At 62.7% G+C, this 26,672-nt stretch carries 12 protein-coding genes; 6 read left to right on the top strand and 6 right to left on the bottom strand.

The annotated features are described in order from the left end of the window. Window positions 1-19: 19 nt before the first annotated feature. The 5 genes from GQB03_RS13235 (at window position 20) to GQB03_RS13215 (ending at window position 18,527) form a co-directional block, all read left to right on the top strand. Window positions 20-439 (top strand): DUF4870 family protein, encoded by a 420-nt coding sequence (locus tag GQB03_RS13235; RefSeq protein ID WP_159690026.1) that lies wholly within the window; start codon window positions 20-22, stop codon window positions 437-439. A 205-nt stretch (window positions 440-644) separates the two neighbouring features. Next, window positions 645-14,603 (top strand): PKD domain-containing protein, encoded by a 13,959-nt coding sequence (locus GQB03_RS13230; RefSeq protein WP_159690023.1) that lies wholly within the window; start codon window positions 645-647, stop codon window positions 14,601-14,603. Window positions 14,604-14,685: 82 nt separating this feature from the next. Next, window positions 14,686-15,423 (top strand): PEP-CTERM sorting domain-containing protein, encoded by a 738-nt coding sequence (locus tag GQB03_RS13225; RefSeq protein WP_159690020.1) that lies wholly within the window; start codon window positions 14,686-14,688, stop codon window positions 15,421-15,423. Window positions 15,424-15,481: 58 nt separating this feature from the next. After that, entirely contained in the window at window positions 15,482-17,191 is a 1,710-nt protein-coding gene (locus GQB03_RS13220) for a type I secretion system permease/ATPase (RefSeq protein ID WP_159690017.1), read from the top strand. Further along, window positions 17,184-18,527: an HlyD family type I secretion periplasmic adaptor subunit gene (locus GQB03_RS13215; protein ID WP_159690014.1), complete on the top strand. Its 1,344-nt coding sequence runs from the start codon at window positions 17,184-17,186 to the stop codon at window positions 18,525-18,527. Before GQB03_RS13220 ends, GQB03_RS13215 begins: the two co-directional genes overlap by 8 nt. A 30-nt stretch (window positions 18,528-18,557) precedes the next feature. On the opposite strand, the gene GQB03_RS13210 is transcribed toward GQB03_RS13215, so the two are convergent. The 5 genes from GQB03_RS13210 to dacB form a co-directional block, all read right to left on the bottom strand. Then, entirely contained in the window at window positions 18,558-19,457 is a 900-nt protein-coding gene (locus tag GQB03_RS13210; protein WP_235027055.1) for a ribose-phosphate diphosphokinase, read from the bottom strand. After that, entirely contained in the window at window positions 19,457-21,046 is a 1,590-nt protein-coding gene (locus GQB03_RS13205; protein ID WP_159690011.1) for a thymidine phosphorylase family protein, read from the bottom strand. The genes GQB03_RS13210 and GQB03_RS13205 overlap by 1 nt, the downstream gene beginning before the upstream one ends. 100 nt (window positions 21,047-21,146) lie before the next feature. After that, window positions 21,147-21,809 carry a glutathione S-transferase gene (locus tag GQB03_RS13200; RefSeq protein WP_159690008.1) on the bottom strand — a complete coding sequence of 221 codons (663 nt, stop codon included), beginning with the start codon at window positions 21,807-21,809 and terminating at the stop codon, window positions 21,147-21,149. Next, window positions 21,806-22,732: an oxygen-dependent tRNA uridine(34) hydroxylase TrhO gene (gene trhO / locus GQB03_RS13195; protein WP_159690006.1), complete on the bottom strand. Its 927-nt coding sequence runs from the start codon at window positions 22,730-22,732 to the stop codon at window positions 21,806-21,808. Before trhO ends, GQB03_RS13200 begins: the two co-directional genes overlap by 4 nt. 66 nt (window positions 22,733-22,798) lie before the next feature. Beyond that, window positions 22,799-24,358: a D-alanyl-D-alanine carboxypeptidase/D-alanyl-D-alanine endopeptidase gene (gene dacB, locus GQB03_RS13190; RefSeq protein ID WP_159690003.1), complete on the bottom strand. Its 1,560-nt coding sequence runs from the start codon at window positions 24,356-24,358 to the stop codon at window positions 22,799-22,801. On the opposite strand from dacB, the gene GQB03_RS13185 reads away from it, so the two are divergent. Next, the gene (locus tag GQB03_RS13185; protein WP_159690000.1) at window positions 24,357-25,052 is read left to right on the top strand and encodes a CAAX prenyl protease-related protein; all 696 of its coding nucleotides are present in this window, start codon (window positions 24,357-24,359) and stop codon (window positions 25,050-25,052) included. The two genes, dacB and GQB03_RS13185, sit on opposite strands and share 2 nt — an antisense overlap. 36 nt (window positions 25,053-25,088) lie before the next feature. Here the strand turns inward: GQB03_RS13185 and GQB03_RS13180 are convergent, their stop codons facing one another. After that, complete coding sequence (locus GQB03_RS13180; RefSeq protein WP_159689997.1) at window positions 25,089-26,483, bottom strand: undecaprenyl-phosphate glucose phosphotransferase; 1,395 nt, start codon at window positions 26,481-26,483, stop codon at window positions 25,089-25,091. Window positions 26,484-26,672: the final 189 nt, after the last annotated feature.

The following is a 26,672-nucleotide window of genomic DNA, read 5'->3' as shown; positions in this document are numbered from 1 at the left end:
CGTTATCAAGGAAACAGACATGAGCGAGCCAGAAATCCTCTCCCCCGCGCGCCACGATTACCGTCCGGGCGAAGGCATGATCAAGCTCACCCACCTGATCTACGCGCTGCACGCCATCTCGGTGATCACCGGCATCGCCACCTCGGCGACCATCGTCGGCAGCTTCGTCGGCGGCATCCCCTCGATCATCGCGGTGATCCTCAACTACGTGAAGCGCGGAGAAGTACGCGGCAGCTGGCTCGACAGCCATTTCAGCTGGCAGATCCGCACCTTCTGGTACGCCGCGATGTGGGTTGTGGTGGCCTATCTGATGTTCATCACCATCATCGGCATCCCCTTCTTCTTCGTCATCGTCGCGCTGGCGGGGCTGTGGGTCATGTACCGCGTGGTGCGCGGCTGGCTGGCCCTGAACGACCGACGGGCGATGCCGATGGATTGAATGTCAATCGGCGATATGTCTGGGTAATTTGTGCCTTTGTGTGTGATTGCCTAGGCCTATCGATGGTGTCGAAAATTTTTACATTCCCCCTGGTTCGAATTTTTAGTAACTGATTTTATTGAATAATCTTTTGGCATTGAATTTGCATTGCCTCGAACCTTGATGCTTCCGCCATTTTTTGGCGCAACTGAAAAGGGACTGGGAAATGCAGATTTACAGCGAAGAGCAGGTCAATACCTTTACCGCCGGAACCCAGGACAGTCCGAGCGTTACGGTCCTTGCCGATGGCAGCTACGTGGTCGCATGGGTGTCGTACGACCAGGATGGTGTCAATTCTTACGGCATCTATGCCCAGCGTTTCAGCTCTTCCGGGATCCCGATGGGTCCCGAGTTCCTTGTCAATTCCACGGTTAGCGGCAACCAGACGGACCCGAGCATCGCGGCCCTGGCTGACGGTGGCTTTGTCATAACCTGGCAGGACAACTCCGGCGCCGATGGTTCTGGCGACGGTATCTTCAGCCAGCGATACGATGCCGCGGGCGAGGCCGTTGGGGCTGAGACGCTCGTTACCACAGTCACGACGAGCGGTCAAAACAGTGCCGAGGTAGTCGCCTACGATAGCGGCTACGCCGTGGTCTGGACCTCTTACGGCAACGACGACAACACCTACAACATCTATCTGCAGCGCTTTGCAACCGACGGTACGCCGATTGGGGTGGAGACCCTGGTCAGCACGATTCCTTCCACCAGCAATCCGCAGACTGGTTCTCAATATCAGCCCTCGGTTGCCGCGCAGGCGAATGGTGATTTGCTCATTGCATGGAATGATTCAGGCAGTAATGACGGGAGCAGTGATGGTGTCTTCGCGAGGGTGTTTACAGCTTCTACCGCCACCTTCGGCGACACTTTCCTCGTCAACACCACCACTGCGAATTCCCAGAGCAGCAGCGGCGATGGTTTTGGTCCGTCGGTTGCGGCGCTGACGAGTGGCGGCTCCATCGTTGTCTGGGCCTCCTACAGCCAGGATGGCTCCACTTGGGGCGTGTTCGGCCAGTTGCTCAACGTGGACGGCAGCAAGAATGGCGGCGAATTCCTGATCAACGAGAGCACCAACGGAGGCCAGTACCAGCCTGACGTAACGGCGCTTTCGACCGGGGGCTTCGTTGTCACATGGTACAACGACAACTACGACGTGAGCGGCACCGGATCCACGCGCGATGTCTATGTACGCGAGTTCGATGCCAGTGGCGCTGCGCTCGGCGGGCAGACGAAGCTGGTCTCGGATTCGGACAGCACCGAGTATCAGCCCTCGGTCGCGGACCTGGGGAATGGCAACTACGTCGTTGTCTACACCGATTACGACACCACGGCAGCAGGCGGAAACGACACCTACGAGATCAAGCAGCGGCTCTTCGGAAGCGCCGCGGACCTGCCGCGTCAGGATAATCCCACGGTGGGTGATTTCACGGGCACCGTGACATTTGCCGAGAATCTGGTGAACGCCGCCGGCCAGGTCATCGATCCGGCGATCAGTCTGACCGATCTCGATTCGGCCGACTTCGACGGAGGCGGTGTCGAACTTTTTTACATTCTCGGCGGTGAGAAAACCGACCAGCTGTCGGTCCGGGACCAGGGCTCGGCCCCCGGTCAGATCGGAGTCTCGGGCGCTTCCGTCACCTTCGGTGGCGTGGTCATCGGCACGCTCAGCGGCGGCGCCGATGGCACCAATCTGCACATCAGTCTCAATGCCAATGCAAGCGTCGATGCGGTCGAGGCGCTGATCCAGAACCTGACCTACGGTTCCACCTCACAGAGTCCGGAGGCGTCGCGCACGGTGGCCCTGCGCGTCTCCGATGGAGACGGAGGCGCAAGCGCCGCGTCGAGCGTGACGATCAACGTTACCCTTGAGCTCGATGGCCAGCCGGAAGTGCATGTGACCGAGCGGGTCAATACGTTTGCCGCCAGCACCCAGGAAGAACCGCAGATCGCCGTCCTCAATGACGGCAGCTACGTGATCGTGTGGCAATCGTATGGTCAGGACGACACCAACAGCGACGGCATCTATGCCCAGCGTTTCGGCGCCAATGGTGTGGCCATGGGGCCAGAGTTTCGCGTCAATGACGTGACCGACGGCGATCAACTCCAGGCCAACGTTGCCGCCTTGTCGGATGGTGGCTTCGTTGTCACCTGGCAGGATGTCACGGGTGTCGACGGCTCCGGCTATGGCGTGATTGCCCAGCGCTTTGCGGCGGATGGCACTACCCAGGGCGGCAATTTCGTGGTCAATACCACCACTAGCAGCACTCAGTACGCAGGACCGGTGGCGAGCTATGACGGCGGTTTCGCCATCATTTGGAGCGACAGCAACGCCAGTAGCGTCAGCTACGACATTTTCGTGCAGCGCTTCGACAACGCGGGCAACAAGCTTGGTGGCGAGGTGCTGGTCAGCACGGCTCTTGGCCTGAGCACCGGCCAGAGCGGTAGTCAGTACTACGGCGACATTGCCGCGAATGCTGCCGGCAAGATGGTTGTCGTGTGGAACGATGGTGCCAGTAACGATGGTAATGCTGACGGGGTGTTCGGCCGCCTGTATGACGCCGCTACGAACACCTTTGGGGCCACCTTTCTGATCAACACCACCACGATCGCGGAGCAGAGCAATACCGCGATCGGTTATGAACCAAGGGTCTCGATGGCGGCCGACGGCAGCTTTGTCGTGGTCTGGCCCGCTAACGGGCAGGATGGTTCCGGCTGGGGGGTCTTCGGCCAGCGTTTCGACGCCAGCGGCGCCAAGTTGGGCGGCGAGTTCCAGATCAACGAAAGTACGACGAGTGGTCAGTACATGGCCGACGTCACGGTCCTGTCGACCGGCGGTTTCGTGGTGACTTGGCACAACGACAGCTACGGCGTTTCAGGGGTGGGCAGCTATCAGGACGTGTACATCCGCGAATACGATGCTGCGGGTAACCCGGTTGACGGGGAGCGGCTGGTCACCGGCAACAACGGCACGCCGAGCAATCAGCAATACCAGCCTGCAGTGGCCGATCTGGGTAACGGCAACTTTGTCGTCGCCTACAGTGGCTACAACAGCGCCAGCGATGGCGGCAACAACAGCTACGAGATCTTCCAGAATCTCTTCGGCAGTGCTGCCGATCTGGCACGCCAGAGCGCCAATCCGGTCCTTACCGACCTTACCGCCAGCGTCAGCTACTTCGAAAACGATGTGAATGCCTCGCCGCAACTCATCGATGTGGCGGTGAGCCTCACCGATACGGATTCCGCCAATTTCGACGGCGGCCGGCTCGAGGTGTATTACATCCAGTACGGTGAAGCGACTGACCAACTTGCGGTGCGTAACGAGGGCAGCGCTGCCGGCCAGGTTGGCGTGAGCGGCAGCTTGGTGAGCTACGGTGGGATAGTCATCGGCTCCATCAGTGGCGGCACCAACGGTAGCAACCTGGGTATCAGCTTTAACAGCAACGCCACGGCCGATGCCGTCGAGGCGGTCATTCAGAACCTCACCTACGCAACCACCGCCACCAATCCCGACCCCCTGCGGACCATTGCCATCCGCGTCTCCGACGGCGATGGCGGCCTCAGCGAACCGTCGACCGTTGCCATCAACGTCACGCTTGATCTCGACGGCGCTGCCGCGGTGCATGGTGAAGAGACCGTGAGCGCCTACGCACCGAACACGCTTGACGATCCGCAGGCGGCCCAGCTTGCCGGGGGCGGCTATGTGGTGGTGTGGGCCTCCAATGCCCAGGATGGTTCCGGTTGGGGTGTCTATGGGCAGGTGATGGGTGCGTCCGGCGTACCGGTAGGCAGCGAGTTCTTCGTCAATACCGGCAGTACGATCGGCACGCAGAATTGGCCGCACGTCGCGGGGCTGTCCGACGGAAGCTTCGTTGTTACCTGGCAGGATAACAACAGTGCGGACGGCAGTGGCTGGAGCGTGCAGGCCCAGCGCTTCGACGCCGGCGGCAATGCCATTGGCAGCAATTTCACGGTCAACTCGCAAACCAGCGGTACGCAGTATCACGACGCGGTGGCCGCCTACGGTGACGGTTTCGTGGTGGTGTATTCCTCCGCGGGCAACGCTGGAGGGGCCAGCCAGGACATCTATCTCAAGGGCTATGACAACGCAGGTACCGTGGTAACCGGCGAGACCCGCGTCAGCGTCGACGCAACGACCGGCACCGCGCAGTCCGGCGCCCAGTACGTGCCCTCGGTAGCCAGCCATGCAGACGGCAAGATGCTGATCTCGTGGACCGACACCGGCGGCCTCGACGGCAATCTCAACGGCGTGTTTGCACGGGTTTACGACGCCGCGAACGGCACCTTCGGCGCCACCTTCCAGGTGAACACCTATACCACCAGCTACCAGGGCGATAACGGAGGTGAATACGGTCCGGTGGTGGGCGTTACGAACGATGGTGGTTACGTGGTGGTGTGGGCGTCGAGCGGGCAGGATGGCAGCAGTTATGGTATCTACGGCCAGCGTTTCGATGCCTCGGGTGCCAGGGTGGGCGCCGAATTCCAGATCAATGAATCGACCTCGGGTAACCAGTACGAACCGAGCGTAACTGGCCTTGATGCCGGCGGCTTCGTGGTGACCTGGCACAACGCAAGCTACGATCTTTCCGGCACCGGTACGTCTCAGGACATCTACATCCGCGAATACGACGCAGCCGGCAATGCCATCGATGGCGAGCGCAAGCTCGAGTCGCCCACCAACAGCACCGAGCAATCCCCGGCTGTGGCCGATCTCGGTGGCGGCAACTATGTGGTCGTGTATTCCGATTACAACAACATCTATGACGCCAACGATCCGGGCTACGGTCACTACGCGATCAAGCAACAGATGTTCGGCAGCGCGACAGATCTGGCACGCAGCAGCGCAGGCCCAGTCATCGATGACGTAGCCAGCATTGTCTATTTCACCAACGATGCCGGCGATCCCCGCTACAGCGGCAGTGCCCAGGTCATCGATAATGATGTGAGCATCAGCGACCTCGACTCTGCAAATTTCGATGGAGGCAGCCTGCTGGCCCAGTTGCTCAACGGCGCGGCCGCAGGCGAGGCCCTGGGTATCCGTGACGAAGGCTCGGGTGTCGGCCGGATCGGGCTCTCGGGCACCAACGTCACCTTCGGTGGCACGGTGATCGGTACGGTCAGCGGAAATGCTGCGGGCAGCAGCGTGATGGAGATCAGCCTCAACGCCAATGCCACGGCCGAAGCGGTGCAGGCACTGCTGCAGAATATTACCTACCAGAACACTGCCCCGGCGAGTGGAACTACCGATCGCTACGTGGGTTTTCGCCTCTTCGACGGCGATGGCGGTGCGAGCGACGTACCCAACGTACAGATCCGCATACAGAACAGCTATGCGCCTTCCGGCATCACCCTGACGGATCTCGCTCCCTCGCTCGATATCACTGAGGGCCAGGCCCAAGCCGGGGTCATTGTCGACGGTGCGGTGCAACTCGACTACTACAACGCCACTGGCTTTGACGGCGGCTCGCTGCAGGTCACCTATCACAGTTCCACCGGGCGCGTCGATGACCAACTCTCGATCCGCAATGCGGGCGCGGGCTCTGGTGAGATCGGTGTTGCCGGAAGCAGCATTACCTATGGCGGCACCGTGATCGGTGCGGTTGACGGCACGGCCAACGGTGCCAATGGTGCTGCCCTCACCATTACCTTCAATGCCAGTGCTACTGCCGAGGCGATCGAGCGCCTGATCGAAAGTCTTTCCTACCAGAACGTTTCCGACGGCCCGCTTGCCAGCCGCACCCTCAACGTCCGCGTCTACGACGCGGCCAACGTCAATACCGGCACGCAGTACGTGGTGATCAACATCGCCCCGGAGGCCGACCCTGCAGCAGCCCATCCTCTGCTGGGCGAAGTGCAGACGAACACCTACGAAGCAGGCCAGCAGCAGGATTCCGCGGTTGCGAGGCTGCTCGGCGCCAACAACGGGGGCTACGTCATTACCTGGACGTCGGCAGGTGGCCAGGATGGAGACGGCTATGGTGTCTTCGCCCAGCGTTACGATGGCAACGGTACTGCGATCGGCCCCGAGTTCCAGGTCAATACCCAGACGCTATACAACCAGGATGAGCCCGCGGTGGCCGGCCTGCAGAACGGTGGCTTCGTGGTTACGTGGACCGACAGCTCATTGGACGGTGACGGCGATGGCATCTTCGCCCAGGTGTTCAACGCCAGCGGGGCCAAGGTCGGAACAGACTTCCAGGTCAATACCAGCACCCAAAGCAGCCAGAACACCTCGGCAGTGGTCGGCCTTTCGGATGGCAGCTTCGTCGTGGCTTACTCCAGCTACTACAGCACCACTACCTCCAGCTACTACGATGTTCTTGCCCAACGTTTCGCGGCAGATGGCACTGCGCTGGGTGCCGAGTTTGCGCTCAATACCCAGGTCTCGGGCACGCAGTCGCAGCCGCAACTGTCGGCGTTAAGCGGGGGCGGATTCGTCGCGATCTGGGCTGACAGCGCGGGGGACGCCAGCGGTTACGGCATCGTCGCCCAGCGCTTCGCCAGTGATGGCGGCAAGGTGGGTAGCGAGATCGCGGTGAACGCCACTACCACCGGTACCCAGCAAGGTCCTGACGTGGCCGGGCTACCGGATGGTGGTTTCGTTGCCGTATGGGAGTACAACAACGACATCTACGCCCAGCGCTTTGACGCCAGCGGGAACAAGGCTGGTGCTGAGTTGGTCGTGACGACGCAGGACACGAGGGCCTACCAGAACTACGCGCGTGTCGATACCCTGGACGATGGCGGTTTCGTGGTTACCTGGGACAGTTACTACGGTCTGAGCGGCAGTTCCTACGATATCTTCGCCCAGAAGTTCGACAGCGCTGGCAACAAGATCGACGGCGCCTTCATTGTCAATAGCACTGTTACCGGTGTTCAGTACGAGGCGGATGTTGCCGCCCTCGGTGGCGAGCGCTTCGTCATCAGTTGGTCCGGCTACGACCAGGAGCAGGCCGGCACCGTCAACACCTACGGTGTGTTCCACCAGCTCTTCGATACCGGCGGCAGCGTCACTCGTTCCGACGCTCCTGAACTGCTCGACCTGACCACCACGGTCACTTTTGACGAAGCGGTAGTCAATGTGGCACCGCAGATCATCGATCCGGGCGTCAATCTGGTGGATACCGACTCCACCGACTTCGCCGGCGGTGCCCTGTGGGTAAGCGTTATCTCCGGCTATGGCAACATCCTCTACGCCCAGTTGCCGGAAGACATTCCCGCCCAGGATCAGCTCGGCATCCGCAATCAGGGCAGCGCTGCTGGCCAGATCGGCATCAGTGGCAGCAACGTCACCTATGGTGGCGTGGTGATCGGTAGTATCACCTCCAGCGGCACCAACGGTGCAGACTTGGTCGTTGAGTTCAACGGGTCGGCCACGCCAACCGCCGTCGAGGCGCTGATCGAAAACCTCACCTACGCCAACACTTCCTCGGCTCCGGTCGCTACCCGCACCATCAGCATCAGCGTCAATGACGGCGCTGGCGGCACCAGCGTGCCCAAGATGGTCGAGATCACGGTCAATCCGGATTACGACGGTGCCCAGGCGATCGGTTCCAACGAGCAGGTCAACACCTACGAGCCCAACACTCAGATCGAACCGGCCATGGCCGCGTTGGCCGATGGCGGTTACGTGATCGTGTGGACGTCCGTCCAGGCATCCCAGTTCGTCTCGCAGGATGGTTGGTCCGATGGCGTCTATGGCCAACGTTACGATGCCAACGGCGTGCCGGTGGGCAGCGAGTTCCAGATCAACAGCTACACGCCCAACCAGCAGAATACGCCGGCCGTTGCGGGCCTTGACGGCGGCGGCTTCGTCGTCATGTGGCAATCGAGCGGCCAAGATGGCTCGGGCTGGGGTATCTACGGGCAGCGCTTCGATGCCAATGGCACCCCCTCCGGCGACGAGTTTCTGGTCAACACCGGCGTGTCCAACGACCAGACGGATGTGGATGTTGCGAGCCAGCCCGGGGGGGGATTCGTCGCGACCTGGCACACCTACTACGATGGCACGTCTTACAACCAGATCATGGCCCAGCGTTTCGATGCGGCGGGCAATAAGCTTGGAGCGGAGCTTACGGTCAACACCAGCACCGGCTTCGAGGGCCAGAATCAGTACGAGCAGTCAATCGCCAGCTTTGCTGACGGCAGCTTCGTCATCGCGTGGCGCGCCGATGGCGCCCAGGATGGTAATTTGAGCGGCGTGTTCGCCCAGCGATTTGCGTCAGACGGCAGCAGGCTCGGCAGTGAGTTCCAGGTCAATACCTATACCGACAGCTACCAGTACCAGCCCGACGTGGCGGTGCTGACAGATGGTGGTTTCGTGGTTACCTGGACGTCCTACACTCAGGACGGTTCCGGCACGTCCGGTGTCTTTGCTCAGCGTTACAACGCGGACGGCAGCTTGAACGGCGCCGAGTTCCGGGTGAATACGGATCCGGCCGGCACCCAGGACCAACCTTCGGCGGCTGCGCTCTCCGACGGCGGCTTCGCCATTATCTGGAGTGACGGCAATCGTGCCTATGTGCAGCAGTTCGATAGCAATGGTGAACGGGTTGATCAGGTGCTGCGCGCCGACACGTTGGATGCCAACGCCAACGTGGATACCCCGGTGGTGCTCGGGCTCGCCAACGGCGGCTTCGTGACAGCCTGGCGTGACTACAGTTACGACACGAACTCGTATAACGTTTATCAGCAGTTGTTCGGCAAGCCCGGCGATTTCGCCCACAGTGCCAACCCCGAACTTGTGGACGTGGCAAGCAGCGTCACCTTTGCCGAGAACACCATCAACGCCACACCGCAGCTCATCGACCCGGGCGTCGGCCTGTTCGACAGCGATTCGGCAAACTTTGATGGCGGCCTGCTGGAGGTGAACTACATCACCGACTACGGTTCCCTCGATCAGCTTGGCGGCGTGGGCGTCGATACGCAGGACCAGCTTGGTGTGCGCAACCAGGGTAGCGGCACCAACCAGGTGGGGGTTTCCGGCAACAGCGTGAGCTTCGAAGGCACGGTAATCGGCACCATCGTCAGCGACGGTCAGAACGGTGCCAAGCTTGCGGTGCAATTCAACGCCGACGCCACCGTGCAGGCGGTCGAGCGGGTCATCGAGAACCTGACTTACGCCAACAGCGTCTCCAACCCGGCGGCCAGCCGCACCATCTCCATTCGCGTTTCCGACGGCGACGGAGGTGCATCCGATGCGCGCACAGTGCAGATCAACGTGACGCCCGAAACCGACGGTGTCACGCCAATCGGTCTGGAGCGGATCGTCAACACCACGACGAGCGGCGGGCAGGCGGAACCGTCGATCACACATCTGAGCGATGGTGGCTATGTGGTGGTATGGACCGACCAGAGCGATGCCGACGGCAATGGCTACGGTGTCTATGGTCAGCGTTACGATGCCGACGACAATCCGGTAGGGTCCGAATTCCTGGTCAATACTGTGACGACCAGTCAGCAGCACCAGCCTGACGTCATTGGCTTGAGCACCGGCGGTTTCGTGGTGGCCTGGTCGTCCGGTGCAGGTCAGGATGGCTCGGGCGAATCCATCATGGCGCAGATGTATGCCGCCGATGGCAGCGCTGTCGGGAGCGAGTTCGTCGTCAACACCACCGCCCAAAGTACACAGCAGACGCCGGTAATTGCCGCAACGCCGGACGGCGGATTCATCGTTGCGTGGCACAACGCTTACTACAGTTCCGAGAACTCCGAATACAGCGACGTCTTCTTCCAGCGCTACGATGCCAGTGGAACGCCTCTTGGTGCCGAAACCCAGGCCAACCCGACGGGTATGGGCACGACAACCCAGTATCAACCAGATATCACGGTCCTGGGCAATGGCGGGTTCGTGGTCGTGTGGACCGACCAGAGTGGTGCTGACGGCAATGGGGCCGGTGTTTTTGGCCAGGTCTTCGATGCCAGCGGAAACGCACTCGCGGGGGGGGATTTCCAGGCCAATTCATACATCACCGGCGCGCAGGATAACGCCCAGGTTGCGGCGCTGAAGGGCGGCGGCTTCGTCGTGGTGTGGGATTCCGAGGGAGAGGATCTTTCGTCCACCGGGATCTATGCTCAGCGTTTCGATGACGCAGGCAATGCGCTTGGCGCGGAGTTCCGGGTCAACACCACGGTGAACAGCACCCAGACCGATGCCGCCATAACCGGACTCGAGAATGGTGGTTGGGTGATCACCTGGACCGACTACTTCGGCGCAAGCAGCGGCTACGACATTTTCATGCAGCAGTACAACGCCGCCGGCCAGCCGGTGGATGGCGAGATCCTGGTCAATACGGGTACGGGTAGCACCCAATACCGGTCCGCCGTGACCGCCATGCCGGATGGTGGCTTCGTTGTTGCCTACCAGGGTTACACCTATTCCGGCGACCAGAACGGCGATGGCGTGCCGGATGGCGGAAGTGATTCCTACGACATCCTGATGCAACGCTTCGGCAATACCGTGCCGGAAATCGGTGACATCAGCGTCAATGGCAATGAAGAGCAGGCTGTGGTCCTTGGCTACGACCGCTTCAATGCCGCCTTCAATGATCTTGATGGGCAGACGCTGCAAGCGATCAGGATCACCACGCTGGCCGCCCACGGCAGCATCGCCCTCAATGGCGTGGCCGTCGTGGCCGGGCAGGAGATCGGTCTCGTCGACCTTCAGGCGGGCAATCTCACCTACACCGGAAATACCGATTTCTTCGGCGACGACCAGTTCCGCTGGACGGCGTCCGACGGGGTCTCATTCACTTCCACGCCGGCCTACGGCAACATCACCCTCAACAACGTCAATGACGGTCCCCGCCTCGAGGCTGGTGCCGACGACGCCGGTGCCGAGAATCAGTGGTTCAACCATGCCATCACGATTGGCGACCCGGATCCGGAAGGTCACTTGGTGACGGTGAATTGGGGTGATGGCTCCGCTGATACTTCCTTCTCCACCAGTTCGGCGAATCCGAACCTCTCGCACTATTTTGCCGATGATGGCGACTATACGGTCTCCGTGACCGTAAACGACCAGACCGGTAACGCCAACAGCATCGAGACGGATACCTTCAAGGTTTCCGTGGCAAATGTGGCGCCGACCATCAGCATATCGGGTGCAAACGGGGCGACCCAGGGAGAGGTTTACACCATCGATCTCGGGACCCCTTACGATCCGGGCAACGACACGGTGGACGAATATCGGATCGACTGGGGTGACGGCAGTGTGGAGGAGGTCTATACGCCCGCGACCCTGCCGACCAACGGCATCCTTACCCATACCTACACTTCGACCGGCAGCATGACCATCTCTGTCACGTTGCGCGACGAGGATGGGACCTGGCCTGCGGCGGGGAGCAAGACGCTGACGGTGGCCGCGCCCGCAGAGATCATCACGGTCAATGCCGGAGCGGACATTGGCGTACAGGAGGGCAACTATTTCCAGAAAACCATTACCTTTGATGATCCGACGGACCAGGGCGCACTGGGCCGCACTTATTCGGTGGACTGGGGCGATGGGCAGACGTCTTCTGGCAATCTGTCGAGTGCTCAGAACAGCTTCGTCATCGGCCACACTTATGCGGACGACGCCGCCAACTACACGGTCACGGTCGTCGTCGATGATGAAGCTCAGCAGGGCAGTGACAGTTTTGATGTCGTGGTCGGCAATGTGGTGCCGACCGTATCGCTCATCGGCAGTGGCAGCGTGCCGGAAGGTTCCGCCTATGTACTGACGCTCGGTGCAATCAACGATCCGGGCAACGATACGGTTCAGAGTTACGTGATCCATTGGGGCGATGGCACTGATGAGACGGTCGCCGCCGTCGATCTGCCGGCCTCCCGTCAACTTGCCCACACCTATGCCGACGGCCTGACGACACCGACGATCACGGTCGATCTGATCGACGAAGATGGCACGTGGCTGAGTGCCGGTAGCCGCAGTATCACCGTGACCAACGTAGCGCCGACGGTGGCGCTGAGCGGCGCCGACGAAGTAAGCGAGGCCAGTGTCTATACCTTGAATATCGGCGCAATCACCGATCCCGGTGTCGATCAAGTCAGTGCTTACCAGGTGAGCTGGGGGGACGGAGCCGTTGAAACCTTCACGGCTGCAGATATCCTCGCCGATGCCAGCCTTGAACATGTGTATGCCGATGGTGGCAGCGGCGGCACTCAGCGCACTATCTCGGTCACCCTGGTGGATGAAGACGGCACCCATTCCAATGCCGGCACCAAGACCATCACGGTGAACAATGTCGCGCCGAGCCTGAACATCGGTGGAGCGGGCAGCATCGACGAAGGCGACACCTTCGCGCTGGCCATCGCCGGCAGCGACGTGGCCGGGGCGGCCGATCCACTCAGCTACACCATCGACTGGGGCGACGGCTCCGCGCTGCAGACGCTCAGCGCCGCCGAACTGGCGGCCCTGGGCGGCAGTGTCGAGCACGTCTTTGCCGACGACGAGGACGGCCTGGTGAACGCCACCGCGCGCACCATCACGGTTACGGCGAACGATGGCGACGGCGGTGTGACCACACAGACCCATGCGGTGACGGTTGCTAACGTCGCCCCCTCCATCGAGCTCAGCGGAGCCGACAGCGTCGATGAAGCCAGCAGCTATACCCTGAGCCTGGGCAGTCTGATCGATCCGGGTGCCGACACCGCCACCGGCTACAGCCTCGATTGGGGTGATGGCAACGTGCAGAGCTTCAGTGCAGCCGAATTCGCCGCGCTTGGAGGCAGCATCGAGCACGTCTATGCCGACGGTGACGCCAGCGCCACGATTACGCTGACGGTCACCGACGAGGACGGCAGCTTTGTCGCCGGCACCAAGACCATCGCGGTGAACAACGTCGCGCCGAGCCTGAACATCGGTGGAGCGGGCAGCATCGACGAAGGCGACACCTTCGCGCTGGCCATCGCCGGCAGCGACGTGGCCGGGACGGCCGATCCACTCGGCTACACCATCGACTGGGGCGACGGCTCCGCGCTGCAGACGCTCAGTGCCGCCGAACTGGCGGCCCTGGGCGGCAGCGTCGAGCACGTCTTTGCCGACGACGAGGACGGCCCGGTGAACGCCACCGCGCGCACCATCACGGTTACGGCGAACGATGGCGACGGCGGCGTGACCACGCAGACCCATGCGGTGACGGTGAATAACGTCGCGCCGAGCATTGCGCTCACGGGCAGTGGCTCGGTGACGCTGGGGGCGAGCTACATCCTGAACCTCGGCAGCATTACCGACCCGGGCACCGATACGGTCACGAGCTACGTCATCGACTGGGGCGACGGCAGCACGGACACCGTGGCGAGTGCCGGTGACGTGAGCCACGACTACGCCGCAGCCGGTGACTACACGGTCAGTGTCAGCCTGATCGACGAGGACGGCACGCACAGCAGCGCGGCTACCCAGTCTGTCTCAGTGGCGGCCGATATGCCGCCAGAGGTCGTGCGCATCGGCGACGCCCCGACACGCGTCTCGTCGAGCAACCCGACGGCAATTGCCGATGCGTGGCTGGACGGGGCGCATGTCACTGGAATTCTCCACAAGGCCGATGTGACCGACACGGGAGAGGCTTGGAGCAATGTGGATTTCGGGCGCACGAGCCCGGCGACCCTGGCGGGTTCCGATCACTACAGCGGTGACCTCGGGGTGAGTGGTCGGACCATGGAGACGAGTCGTACCGTGCAGGAGATCGATGGTACCGAAGCGCTGCGCTTCGAACTCGACCAGGGTGCGAACAAGGTGACTGTCGATCTGGCCCGCTTCTATGTGAGTGATGACGCCACGGTACATGCTGAAGCGGGGCGCCTGCAGGCCTTCGACGCGAACGGGAACCTTGTCGGCGAGGCGACTTTCGTCGCAGATTCGTCCAGCGGTGCCAAGGAGATAAGCCTGCTGACCAATGCCGAGTTCGTGGCGGTGGAGCTCAGCGCTGGCGCATATGACGGTAGCGACTTCGTGTTTGGTGCCTATGCGGGCACTACCTCGGGCGCGGCCCCTGCCTACACCGATGGCTCGGGCGTCATGCACGGCAGTGATTTTCTGATTGACTGGGTTGAGTTCGAGTTTGCGGCGACGGGCATCCCGGCCGGTGCCAACGACCATGGTGGCGTGTGAAGTATTCACGGGGCCGTGTCGGTGAATTTGACACTGGCCCCCGCGTTCATTGCTAAATGCATGTTTTTATGAAAGAAAAATTATGGCGCAATATTTGCTGTTGCATTGCGAGCAATATTCTGGAGGCATCATGAGATCGGATCTACTTCACATTGCGCGCCAGTGCGGCTTGGTTACGTTTTTCAGCTTGTGCTCGGCCGTGCCAGCCTCTGCTGCCGTGATATACGGCCAGGCCCCGGCAGCTGGTGGGGCAAGCTATGAGTCGAGTATCGATTTTGGGCTCCATAACGCTGATACCTTCCATCTCACGACCGGTGCTACGGTGGATACGCTCGAGTGGTGGGGAACGCAGGCGGATGATGCGGATGGGTTCAATGTTCGCCTGTTCGACAGCCTCGGCGGGAGTGCTGCCGCGGTTTTCGAGTGCGGTTATTCGTTCTCGTCCTCGCCTTGTCCTGCTGCAGTGACTTCAATTGCTGCCGAGACCGCGGGTGGGGCCGCCCTGCTCGACCTCGATGACCGAACGACTTTCAAGTTCTCGCTCACCGGTCTGAATATCTCTCTGGCCGCGGGTACCAACTACGTTTTCTCGGTCGCTTATGAACCGGAGCAGTGGTTCTGGCTGACGAGTGATGACGGTGACGGCATAAGCTATTTCCGTGGTGATGACGCCGATCCATGGATCGACGGTTCCCTGGACATGGCCTTTTCGGTCGTCGGTACGGCCGTAACGCCGCCGAATGGTGTACCGGAGCCCTCGACGCTCGCGCTTCTCGGGCTGGCAGTTGGTGCCCTGACAGCGCGTCGCGCTCGCAAATGATCCCGTGTCGGCGGCCTTTGGTCGCCGACTTGCGTTTACCGAATTGAGCGATTAACTCATGCCGCTGGGCCCTTCCGGCAAGGGCGACACGCCGTTCCGCCGCGCCATGGATGGCGCCCGCTCCGCGTTGCGCCAGATTTGCTTCTTCAGTTTCTTCATCAATCTGTTGATGCTGACCTCGTCGATCTACATGCTCCAGGTATACGACCGGGTGCTGGCGTCGCGCAGTGAGTACACCTTGTTGTACCTGACCTTGTTTGCGGCGGCCTGTCTGGCCACGCTCGCCGCGCTCGAGGTGGTGCGTTCGCGCATGCTGGTGCGCATGGGTGTGAGGTTCGATGCCCAGCTTAGTGGTCTGGTCTTCACGCGTACGCTGTCGAAGGGGCGCAATGGTGAGGCGCTGCGCGATCTCGACACCTTGCGAACCTTCCTCACCAGCGCGCAGATTCTGAGCCTGCTCGACGCGCCCTGGATGCCGATCTACCTTGGGCTGGTTTATGTATTGCACCCCATGCTGGGGCATGTTGCTGCTGCCGGGGCGGTCTTTCTCTTCCTGCTCGGTCTGTGGAACGAACGTAGCACGCGTGATGTGCTTGCCGAAGCAGGGGGGGATCTGGCTGCCAGCACGCGTTTTGCGGAGCTGAGTGCGCGTAACAGCGAGGCGGTCCGTGCCATGGGCATGGTGCCGGGGCTCTCCGCCATCTGGCGCAAGCAGCACGATCGCGGGCTCGGCCTCCAGGGGGTTGCCAGCGACCGTGCGGCAAATGTGGCTGCGATCGCCAAATCGGTACGCTTTCTCCTGCAGATCGCGATCCTCGGCGTCGGTGCCTGGCTGGTGATCCAGGAGCAGACCACCGCGGGTGTGATGATCGCTGCGTCGATCATCATGGGGCGCGGTCTCGCACCGGTGGAGGCGGCCATCGGGGGTTGGCGCGCTTTTCTTTCTGCACGGCAGTCACATGCACGCCTGTTCAAGGAGTTCGGTACCGAGGAAGCTGACAAGGAAGCGATGCCGCTCCCCAGACCTACCGGCGAAGTGGTCTTCGAATCCGTCATCGGAGGCCCTCCTGACGCACGTAAGGCCACCGTGCGCGACTTGAACTTTCGCCTCGAGCCCGGCACCTGCCTGGGTATCACCGGGCCCAGTGGTGCGGGCAAGTCGACGCTCATGCGACTGGCGATTGGTGTCTGGCGGCCGATTTCCGGTGTCGTCCGCCTTGACGGCGTGAATATTGCCGAGTGGCGACGCGAAGACGTCGGGCCGCACGTCGGTTATCTACCGCAGGACATAGAGCTTTTTCCGGGGTCGATTGCAGAGAACATTGCCCGGTTCGGAGAGATCGACCCGGATAAGGTGGTGGACGCCGCGCAACTGGCCGGTGCTCACCAGATCATTCTCGCGATGCCGGGCGGTTACGATGCGCAGATCGGTCCCGGAGGCGTCAACCTGTCCGGCGGCCAGCGCCAACGCATAGGCCTTGCCCGGGCGTTCTATGGGAGGCCGCCACTCATCGTGCTGGACGAGCCGACGTCGAATCTCGATGCCATGGGCGAGACCGCAGTGCGCCAGGCCATCGATGCCCTGCGAGCAGAGGGGCGGACATTGATGGTGATCGCACATCGTCCTGCCGTGTTGGGCGGAACGGACAAGCTCATGGTCGTCCAGGACGGCCAGGTGGCCGGAATGGGCGACACCGCTGAGCTCATGCCGCAGATTACCCGCCGGGTGGTGATGCCTTCGGTGCAGAGCGGAGAAGCGCATGGCTGATGGAAATGTCCTGGAGGGTACGCCTCCAATGGTCATTGGCGAGGCCGAGGCGCTGGCGGGCATTCGCCGCTGGCGGCGTATTGGCCTGGTGATCATCGCAATGACATTCGGGCTCGCCGTCGTGTGGTCTTTCCTGGCGCCGTTGTCGAGCGCGGTCGTCGCGCAGGGCCTCGTGAAAGTCGACAGCAACCGCAAGCGCATCCAGCATCAGGAAGGTGGCGTGGTCAAGGAGATCCTCGTTCGCGATGGCGCGCATGTGAAGGCGGGCGATGTCCTTATCCGGCTGGATGAAACCCGTGCCGGGGCATCGCAGGGCGTGCTGCGGACGCAGCGCGACGCCGCTCTTGCCTTGCAGGCGCGGCTCGAGGCCGAGCGCGACCGTGCCGCGGAGATTGTGTGGCCCGAAGAGTTGCTGGACCGGCGAAACGATCCCAAGGTGGCCGACCTGATCCAGGCGCAGGAAGTCCAGTTCCGTGCACGACGCGCGAGCCTGGTAGGCCAATTGAGCATCCTGGATAAGCAGATCGCGTCCAAGTCCAGCGAGATCGGTGGACTGGGCGGGCAGATGCGCGCCAAGCAGGCGCAGTTGGCAAGCCTTCGCTCCGAGTTGGCCGGGCTCACCGACCTGCTCAGCAAGGGCATGGTGGAGAAGACCAAGTATCGCAATCTCGAGCGCGAGATTGCCCGGCTGGATGGAGAGCGCGCCGAACACGAGTCGGACATTGCCGCCGCCCGTACCATGATGGCCGAGAAACAACTGGAAAAATTCCAGCTACGCAAGAACTTCCACCAGGATGTAACCGAGGACTTGCGCAAGGTGCAGACCGACATCTTCGATGTGGACGAACGCATTTCGGCAGCCAACTTCGTTCTCGCTCAAACCGAGATCCGCTCACCCGTAGAGGGAACGGTGACCGATCTCAAGGTGCATACCGAGGGCGGTGTCATCAGCCCCGGTGAGCTGCTGCTGGAGGTCGTCCCGGCCGACGATCGTCTCGTCGTCGAGGCACGTGTGCGACCGCAGGATGTGGATCGTATCCACGTCGGCTTACCGGCTGGCATCAAGCTTTCGGCCTTTGACCAGCGGACGCTGCCTGAGCTGGACGGTGCGGTGACCTATCTATCGGCCGATGTGGTCGAGGATCAGCGTTCGGGACAGGTCTACTACCTGACCCGCGTGGAGGTGCCTGAGTCACAACTCGAGCGACTGGATGGTCTGCAAGTCCTGCCGGGGATGATTGCGGATGTTTTTGTGCGCACCGGCGAACGCACTTTCTTCGAGTATCTGCTGCACCCGATCACGGCGAGTTTCGACAAGGCCTGGCGGGAGCGCTGAGCGCGATCCGTTGGCCAGATGCGCTGCTCATCAGGTCGCCTGTCCCACTCCAATGGCGCGAAGCGCTTCGGCCAGCATCGGGGCCACGGCGAGGGCGTTGGAGGGATGGGGGATGCAATCGGTGCTCCATACTTCGCTGACGCCGGCGCGATGCACCAGTAACAGTGCGTCGTCGGCGAAGAGCGCATGGGTGACGGCAACGTCCACCGATGCCGCGCCCGCCGCAAGCAGCGCTTCGGCGGCCCGCGCGAGGGTGTGGCCCGAACTCGCCACGTCGTCGATCAGAACCACTTCTCGATTCCGCGCAGCGAGGCCGGTCGGCAGGGCGACGTCCACGTCGCGATCACCGTGACGCTGCTTGCTGCACACGGCGCTGTCCCAGCCGTGTGACGCCGCGGCCTGCGCCACCCACTGCGCCGATTCGGCATCGGGCCCGACCAGCAGGGGGTTCGTGCGGTGTTGAGCGATCAGGGTGGCAAGCATCGGCGCACCGGACAGCGCCACGGCATTGCGAAGCGGTATCGCTTCATCGAGCGAGTGGATGCGGTGCAGATGCGGGTCAATGGTGACGAGGTCGTCAAATAGATCGGCCAGGAACGCTCCCACGACACGCTGGCTGATCGCCTCGCCGGGGTTGAAGGCGATGTCCTGACGCATGTAGGCGAGATAGGGACTCACCAGCGACAGGCGTCGCGCACCGAGCTGGTGGGCGGTACGGGCGGTCAGCAGCAGTTCGATCAGCTTTTCGTTGGGCCGGTACAGGCTGCGGAATATAACGACGTTGGGCGGGAGCCGTTCCGGCAGGCGCAGGCGCAGCTCGCCGTCCGGGAAGCGGTGACGCGCGACAGCCGCGGCAGAGAACCCCGCGGCGTCCGCCAGCCGTGCTGCGGGTCCGGCCTCGTCGTCGAAGTAAAGCAGTGTCGGTTCCATCAGAATTCCACGAAGACATGGGCCATTTCTTCGACGCCGCCGATCGCGTAGCCGTTGCGTTCGTCGCAGGCGTGACGGGCAAACTCGAGATCCGAGGCGTAGTCGGCGTATACCCGGTAGAGCGGGCTGCCAGATTTCACCGTGTCGCCGAGTTTGTGGAGCAGGTCGACGCCGGCGCCCTGCACCTTGGGCGCCCCGGCGAGGCGGGCGATGCGCGCCAGCTGTTGGTTGTCGATGGCCGTGACGGTACCGCCGCACGGCGTGCATACCTCGAAGCTGAGCCGGGCGAGCGAGGGTGCATTGCGGTCGAATGGTTTCGCACCCTGTGCGCGGATGATGTCGTCCATCCTGGCCAGCGCCCGACCCGATTCCAGAATGTCGCGGGCGATCGCAAAGCCGTCGCCGCCGCGCACGTCGGGGTCGAACTCCAGCATCCGGCCGGCGAGCCGCAGGGCTTTCTGGCGCAGATCGTTGGGGGCGGCCGGGTCGTTTTCGAGTACGCGCATCACGTCGCGGGCCTCCAGCACCGGGCCGATGCCTTGGCCGATCGGCTGGCGCCCGTCGGTGATCACCACGTCGATCGTCAGGTTGCATTGGCTGGCGACGAACTGGAACAGCTTGCGCAGCCGTTGTGCCTCTGGCATCGAACGTACCTTGGCGGTGGGACCCACGGGGATGTCGAGCACCAGGTGGGTGGAGCCCGCGGCGATCTTTTTCGACAGGATGGAGGCCACCATCTGGCCCGGCGAGTCGATCGACAGTGGCCTTTCCACCGAGATCAGCACATCGTCGGCCGGAGAAAGCGCCGCCGTTCCGCCCCAGGCAAGGCAGCCGCGGTGGGTGCGGACCATTTCCGCAAGCTGCTGCATCGGCAACTCAACATTGGCGAGCACCTCCATGGTGTCGGCAGTGCCGGCGGGCGAGGTGATGGCGCGGGACGAGGTCTTGGGGCACAGCATCCCGTGGGCCGCGACGATCGGGACCACGAGCATCGAGGTACGGTTGCCGGGAATGCCGCCGATGCAGTGCTTGTCCACCACCGGCCGCTCGTGCCAGTCCAGCCGCTGGCCGACTGCTGCCATCGCATCGGTGAGAAAGAACACTTCTTCGCGATCGAGTTCGCCCTGGCTGCAGGCCACGACGAAGGCGGTCAGTTCGATCTTCGAATAGCGCAGTTCGGCAATGTCGCGCATGATCGCCAGGAAATCGTCACGGTCCAGCCGCTCGCCGGCCATCTTGCGGTGCAGGGCAGGAATCGACGAGGGCGGCAGTGCCTGAGAGATGCGCGCGGGGTGGCCATCGTTGAGCGCGAGCAGGGAGAACGCGTCCTCGGAGAGCCCGACCTCTCCGCAACCGACGATCGCGGTGTCGTCGACCACGTTGAGCGTTGCGAGTACGCGCTGACCGTTGGCGCGCACCTCGACCTTGGAGAGCGCCTGAAAGCCCTCGGCGCGATAGACCGCGCAGTCGCGATGCAGATAGGCGACGTTCTCGCGGTAGGTGTCGATCGCGACGCGGCGCAGCGACAGCGGGAATGTGTCGGCGCTGCTGGCGGGAGGCACTGTCGCGGAGCTTCGTTTTCTGGTCATGGGCGCGCCGCCTGTCGGTGGTGAGAGACCCTCGTCCCGGTCGATCGCCGAGGCGAGGACGTCATTCTACGTCCGACCGGCACGTCCCGACCGGGCTCGTTCAATCCGGTGGGAAGTGTTGCGGCGTGGCGTCCGGCCGCCAGGCCGGGTACTTGTGCATGGCGCGCACGAAGGCGGACGACCCGGTGATCGAGGCAAGCCAGGCCTGTACACCTGGCCAGGCTTGCGCCGCGAACCAGGCTTCGTCCGCGCCGGCGAACTGGCGCACGAAAGGTGCGATTGCGATGTCGGCGAGCGCCGCATCGGGGCCGAAGAGGTAGGTGTTTGCCGAAAGGCGCTCTTCCAGGTTCGTCACGAACCTGCCCGCTGCGGTTCGGTGTGTTTCGGCGTGCTCGCCGGGGTAGCGCTGCGGATACTTGTATCGATCCAGGTGATATTTGAAATCCGTATCGTTCAGGGCCACCAGTTCCACCATCCGGTCACGGTTGCCGTCGCGCGGTGACAGCGAGCCGGTCGGGTCGTTCTGACCAAGCGCCCACAGCATGATCTCGAGACTTTCGTCGATCACCGTGCCGTCGGGCAGCACCAGCACCGGGACCGTGGCCTTGGGTGATGCTTCGCGCAGCGCCGCGGGCTTTTCCCTGAGGATCACCTCGCGGAGTTCGACGTGTGTTTCGCTTACGATCAGCGCGAGGCGAGCCCGCATTGCGTAAGGACAGCGGCGGAACGAATAGAGGACGGGCAGCCGTCCTTCAAACGTCATCCCCCGGACTCCGGTTCGTGCGCCGGAGCGCGCGCGGCAAGTGTCTGTTGACGCCGCCGCTCGCGCAGTTCGGCGCGGCGTGTATCGGAGGTGTGCGGATGGCACTGCGGGCAGCTCACTCCTTCTTCATAGCATTCCGAAGCGCGCTGCTCGGGACTGACAGGATGACCGCAGGCGAGGCACAGGCCGAAGTCGCCCGGTACCAGGGCGTGGCCCACCGAGACGCGCTCGTCGAACACGAAGCACTCACCCTGCCAGCGGCTCTCGGCTTCGGGTACGGTCTCAAGGTATTTGAGAATGCCGCCCTCGAGGTGATAGACCTCGTCGAAACCCTTCATGCGCATCAGCGCGGTGGATTTTTCGCAGCGGATTCCGCCGGTGCAGAACATCGCTACCTTGGGCCGGCCCGCCAGCAGGCCGCCTGGTGCGGAGGCCTGTTCGACCCACGCGGGTAACTCGGAGAAACTGCGGGTATGCGGATTGACCGCCCCGGCGAAGCTGCCGATGACGACCTCGTAGTCGTTGCGGCAATCGACCACGACGACGGCCGGGTCGGCGATGAGGGCGTTCCACTCGTCGGGCTTTACGTAGGTGCCGGCCATCCGGGTGGGCGAGACGTCGGGTACGCCGAGCGTCACGATCTCGCGCTTGAGTCGCACCTTCATGCGCTTGAAGGGTGCCGACTCGGCGTACGAGCGCTTGTGATCGAGGTCGGCGAGACGTGGATCGGCGCGCAGAAAATCAAGCACCGCCTCGATCCCGGCGGTGCTGCCCGCGATGGTCCCGTTGATGCCTTCCTCGGCGAGCAGCAGCGTGCCTTTTACACCATGCTCGTTGCAGCAGGCGAGCAGCGGCGCTTGCAGGGCGCGAAAGTCCGGCAGGGCGACAAACTTGTAGAGGGCGGCGGTGAGGAAGCTGGGCATCGGATCAGGCGGGCGGTAGGAACAGGGCGATTCTACCCTTGAGCACTGCCGGCAACGGATGCTGCGCTATTTGCGCTGCAAGGGCACCGCAGTCAGCGTCGTCGCGGGGCTGGCCGCGTTGTCCGCCATCCACACCCATTCCAGCAAGGTGTCCTGTGCCGCGCGACTGGCCCACGCGTTGGGATGATTGACGAGCATGACGACCACGTGGCGGCGCCCGTTGCTGTCGAGGACATAGCCCGCCATTGCGCGGGCGCCGTTGAGCGTGCCGGTCTTGATGTGCGCGAAGCCTCGCGCGGGACTGTCGCGTAGGCGTTTGCGGGCAGTACCGTCTACGCCGGCCATCGCCATCGAAGAGATGAATTCCGGCATCCAGGGCTGTCGCCAGGCGGCCTCGAGCAGCTGGCCGAGGCTGTGCGCAGTGATGCGCTCGGTGCGCGACAACCCCGAGCCGTTCTCGATCTCCAGTCCTTCGACGCCGATGCCCATGGCCGCGAGGCGAAGCCGCACTGTCCGCGCGCCGGCACTTACCGTGTCGGGCGTGCCACCGCCCGCTGCGCCGATGCTTGCCAGCAGAATGCGGGCCTGGACATTGTTGGACCATTTGTTCATGTCGCGGACTACGTCACCGAGCGGCGGCGAGGTTTCTTCCAGCAGGGTCGCTGTGCCCTCGGGGGTTGTGCCTTCTCTCGCCCGACCGCTGAGCCTGCCGCCGAGTTCGCGCCAAAGCGCTTCGATCAGGCCGGCATCGTAGGCCGCCGGGCTGAGCGGTACTACATGCCAGTCGCGGCGGCCGCAACTGTCCCGCCACGCGCCGCGAATGGTGAGGCGCGTGCTGGCGCCGTCGGGCGCGATCTGGGCGTCGAGCCGGTCATCCCATTCGCCGCAGGGGCCGTTTTCGGTGCGCAACGCGTTGTCGACCACCAGGCCGGCGATCGGCGGATCGGCGGTGAGGCGCGGCGGTCCGCCTCGCTCGGCAGGCACGAAGGTGAGGCGCAGTGCGTTGAAGTTGAGCAGCAGGGCATCGGCGCCCGCGTTGTAGGGGCGCATCGGCTTGCCATCGAAGGCTCCCGGGTCGAATGGCGGCAGATTCCAGGCACTGCGATCGAGGACGATGTCGCCGCGTATCTCGTTTACGCCGAGATCCTTCAACTGCCGTAACACACGCCAGAGACGATCGTAGCCGAACACCGGATCGCCGCCGCCGACCACGTACAGGTTGCCGTCCAGCACGCCGTTCCCGGGCGGTGCATCCGCCGCAAAACGGGTGCGCCAGGTGTAGGCGGGGCCGAGCATGTCGAGCGCGGCAAACGAGGTCACCAGCTTCATGACCGAAGCGGGGTTCATCGGGATGTCGGCGTTCAGCGTGAGGGTCGGCCGTTCGCTGTCCACCGGCTGTACCCAGATCGCGACGCTGTCCTGCGGCAGGTCGGCCCGGATCAGCTCGTCGGCGATTTGCGGGGGCAGGGCGCCACGGGCCTGCGCAGCCGCGCACAACAAGGCTGGAAAAAAACCGCGACGAAGAAGTCTTGCGGACGAAATGCACAGTCGCCGGACGATGGTGCGGGCAAGAATGCACGTGGAATTTTCGGGTGAACCAATGGCGGGGACAAGCAGGTCGGTCATGACAAGCAGTACATTGAGAAAGACGCTGTTCGAGGACAGGCCGGGCCTTGCCAGAACCATTCCGTTTGCCCTCTACATGCTCTTCCTCGGCGCACGTCCCGCGCTTGAGCCCTTGCTGCCGGTCGGGAGCGGTCGCTGGCTTTACGCGGCGCAAATCGGTTCGGTCATGCTCGCCCTTGCCGTGTTGTGGGGACACTATCACGAACTGGTCGAGCGTCCGGTGTCGATCGTACGCAATTCGCTCGTGGCGGTCGCGGTCGGCTTGCTCGTGTTCATCCTGTGGATCAATCTCGACGTACCGGTGCTTTCGTTGGGCCAGCCAGATGTGCAGGCGCCGCTCGACGCGAGCGGCAGATTGGATTGGGCGTGGCTCATCGTGCGGGTGTTCGGTGCCGCGGTGGTGGTGCCAGTGATGGAAGAGTTGTTCTGGCGAAGCTTCATCATGCGCTGGCTTGCGAGTGGCGACTTCCGGAACGTGCTGCCTGCCGCCGTAGGTATGCGGGCGCTTCTGGTCAGTTCGCTGGTTTTCGGCCTGGAGCACAACCTGTGGTTCGCCGGCCTGCTCGCCGGCTTGGCCTACGGCTGGCTGTACGGGCGCATCGGCAACCTGTGGTGGCCGATTCTCGCCCATGCCACAACGAACCTCATTCTCGGCGCATGGGTCATCGCGACCGGGAGCTGGCAGTTCTGGTGAGGCCGGCACCCGCGCATGATAGCGGCGCCGGGGCGATCAGTAGGCCTGGCGATCCTTGATGACCAGCAGTGCCGTCTTGATGACGATCCAGAGATCCATCGCCAGCGACCAGTTGCGCAGATATTCGAGGTCGTACTCGATGCGCTTTTCCATCTTGTCGATGGTTTCGGTCTCGCCGCGATACCCATTGACCTGCGCCCAGCCGGTAATGCCCGGCTTGACCTTGTGGCGAACCATGTAGCCCTTCACGAGCTTGCGGTAGGTTTCGTTGTGCGCCACTGCGTGGGGCCGTGGCCCGACAATGCTCATGCGGCCTTGCAGAACGTTGAAGAACTGCGGCAGTTCGTCGAGCGAGGTTCGGCGGATGAAGGCCCCGAATGGGGTGATTCGTTTGTCGTTTCGCGATGCCTGCCTGACTACTGCGCCGTCGTCGCAGGTCGTCATCGAACGGAACTTGTAGACGACGATCTCCTTTCCGTCGAGACCGTAGCGACGCTGCTTGAAGATGACCGGGCCGGGAGACGAGAGCTTGACGCCCGCGGCAACGGCGAGCATGACCGGTGAGATCAGGATCAGGATCAGGATCGACAGCAGAACGTCGGAGAGGCGTTTGGCGACACCGTTCAACCCCGTGAAGGGCGTTTCGCAGACGGCCACTACCGGCATGCCGCCGACGTTGTCCATGCGGCCCTGGATCAGGTCCGTGACGAAGATGTCCGGCACGAAATAGATCGACGCGGTGGTGTCCTTGAGGTCGTCGAGCAGGCGCAGGATGCGGGGCTGCGTGGCCATCGGCAGGGCAAGATAGATGGCCTCGACGTGATGCTGCTTCACGTACTCCGCGAGCTGGCCCAGGCCGCCCAGCATCGGCAGATTCCCCGGGTCAGGCAGACGATCGCGGCTGCGGTCGTCAAAGAAACCAAGAAAGCGGGTGCTCAGGTAGGGGTTGGCAACAAACTGCTGGGCTACGCCCAGACCCATGTCGTTGAGTCCGGCAACAACCGCCAGCCTCTGATTGTTTCCGATCGCGATCACGCGCGGCAGAACCATGCGGGCGAGCAGTTGGCCACCGATCAGGGCGAGTGGTGTCATCGAGGCCCAGAGCATCAGAACGGGCTCGGGGAAGAAGGAAAGATAGCCGCTTGCGTATCCGAAACCGCCGAGAATTACGACAAACAGCAGCCAGTTGGTGATGGTCTTGCGGACCATGCGACGCAGTGGTTCATGAAAATGGATATTGCCGGGAAAGGTCAGCGAGAACGAGAGCAGGCCGAGGATCACATAGGGTGCGGCGACGCGTTCGCCAAAGGCGAGCGCGCAGGCGAACAGGACGCCGATGACGACCAGTGGGTCGAGAAATGACTCGACGAATCCGGTGAGCGTGAAGCTCGTCCGAAAAAAACCAGGATGTTTGTCCAGGGCTGCGAACATGGGCGCTCGGAAATCTGTTGAAATTTGTTGCTATTGCTGTGCAGCATAGCGACTAAGTCGGCGTATGTCGATTACGTAAGCCGGCGACGTGCAGCTGCGCCGAGTGCATCGGTGCCGGTTCGCATGTGCAATCTTTCTGTCATCTTCCGGTAAGACGGTGACAGAGTCATTACGTTAGAATCCGCTGCC

The sequence above is a fragment of the Cognatazoarcus halotolerans genome (assembly GCF_009800965.1).
GTDB lineage: Bacteria > Pseudomonadota > Gammaproteobacteria > Burkholderiales > Rhodocyclaceae > Cognatazoarcus > Cognatazoarcus halotolerans.
This window is presented reverse-complemented; position numbering and strand designations above follow the sequence as displayed.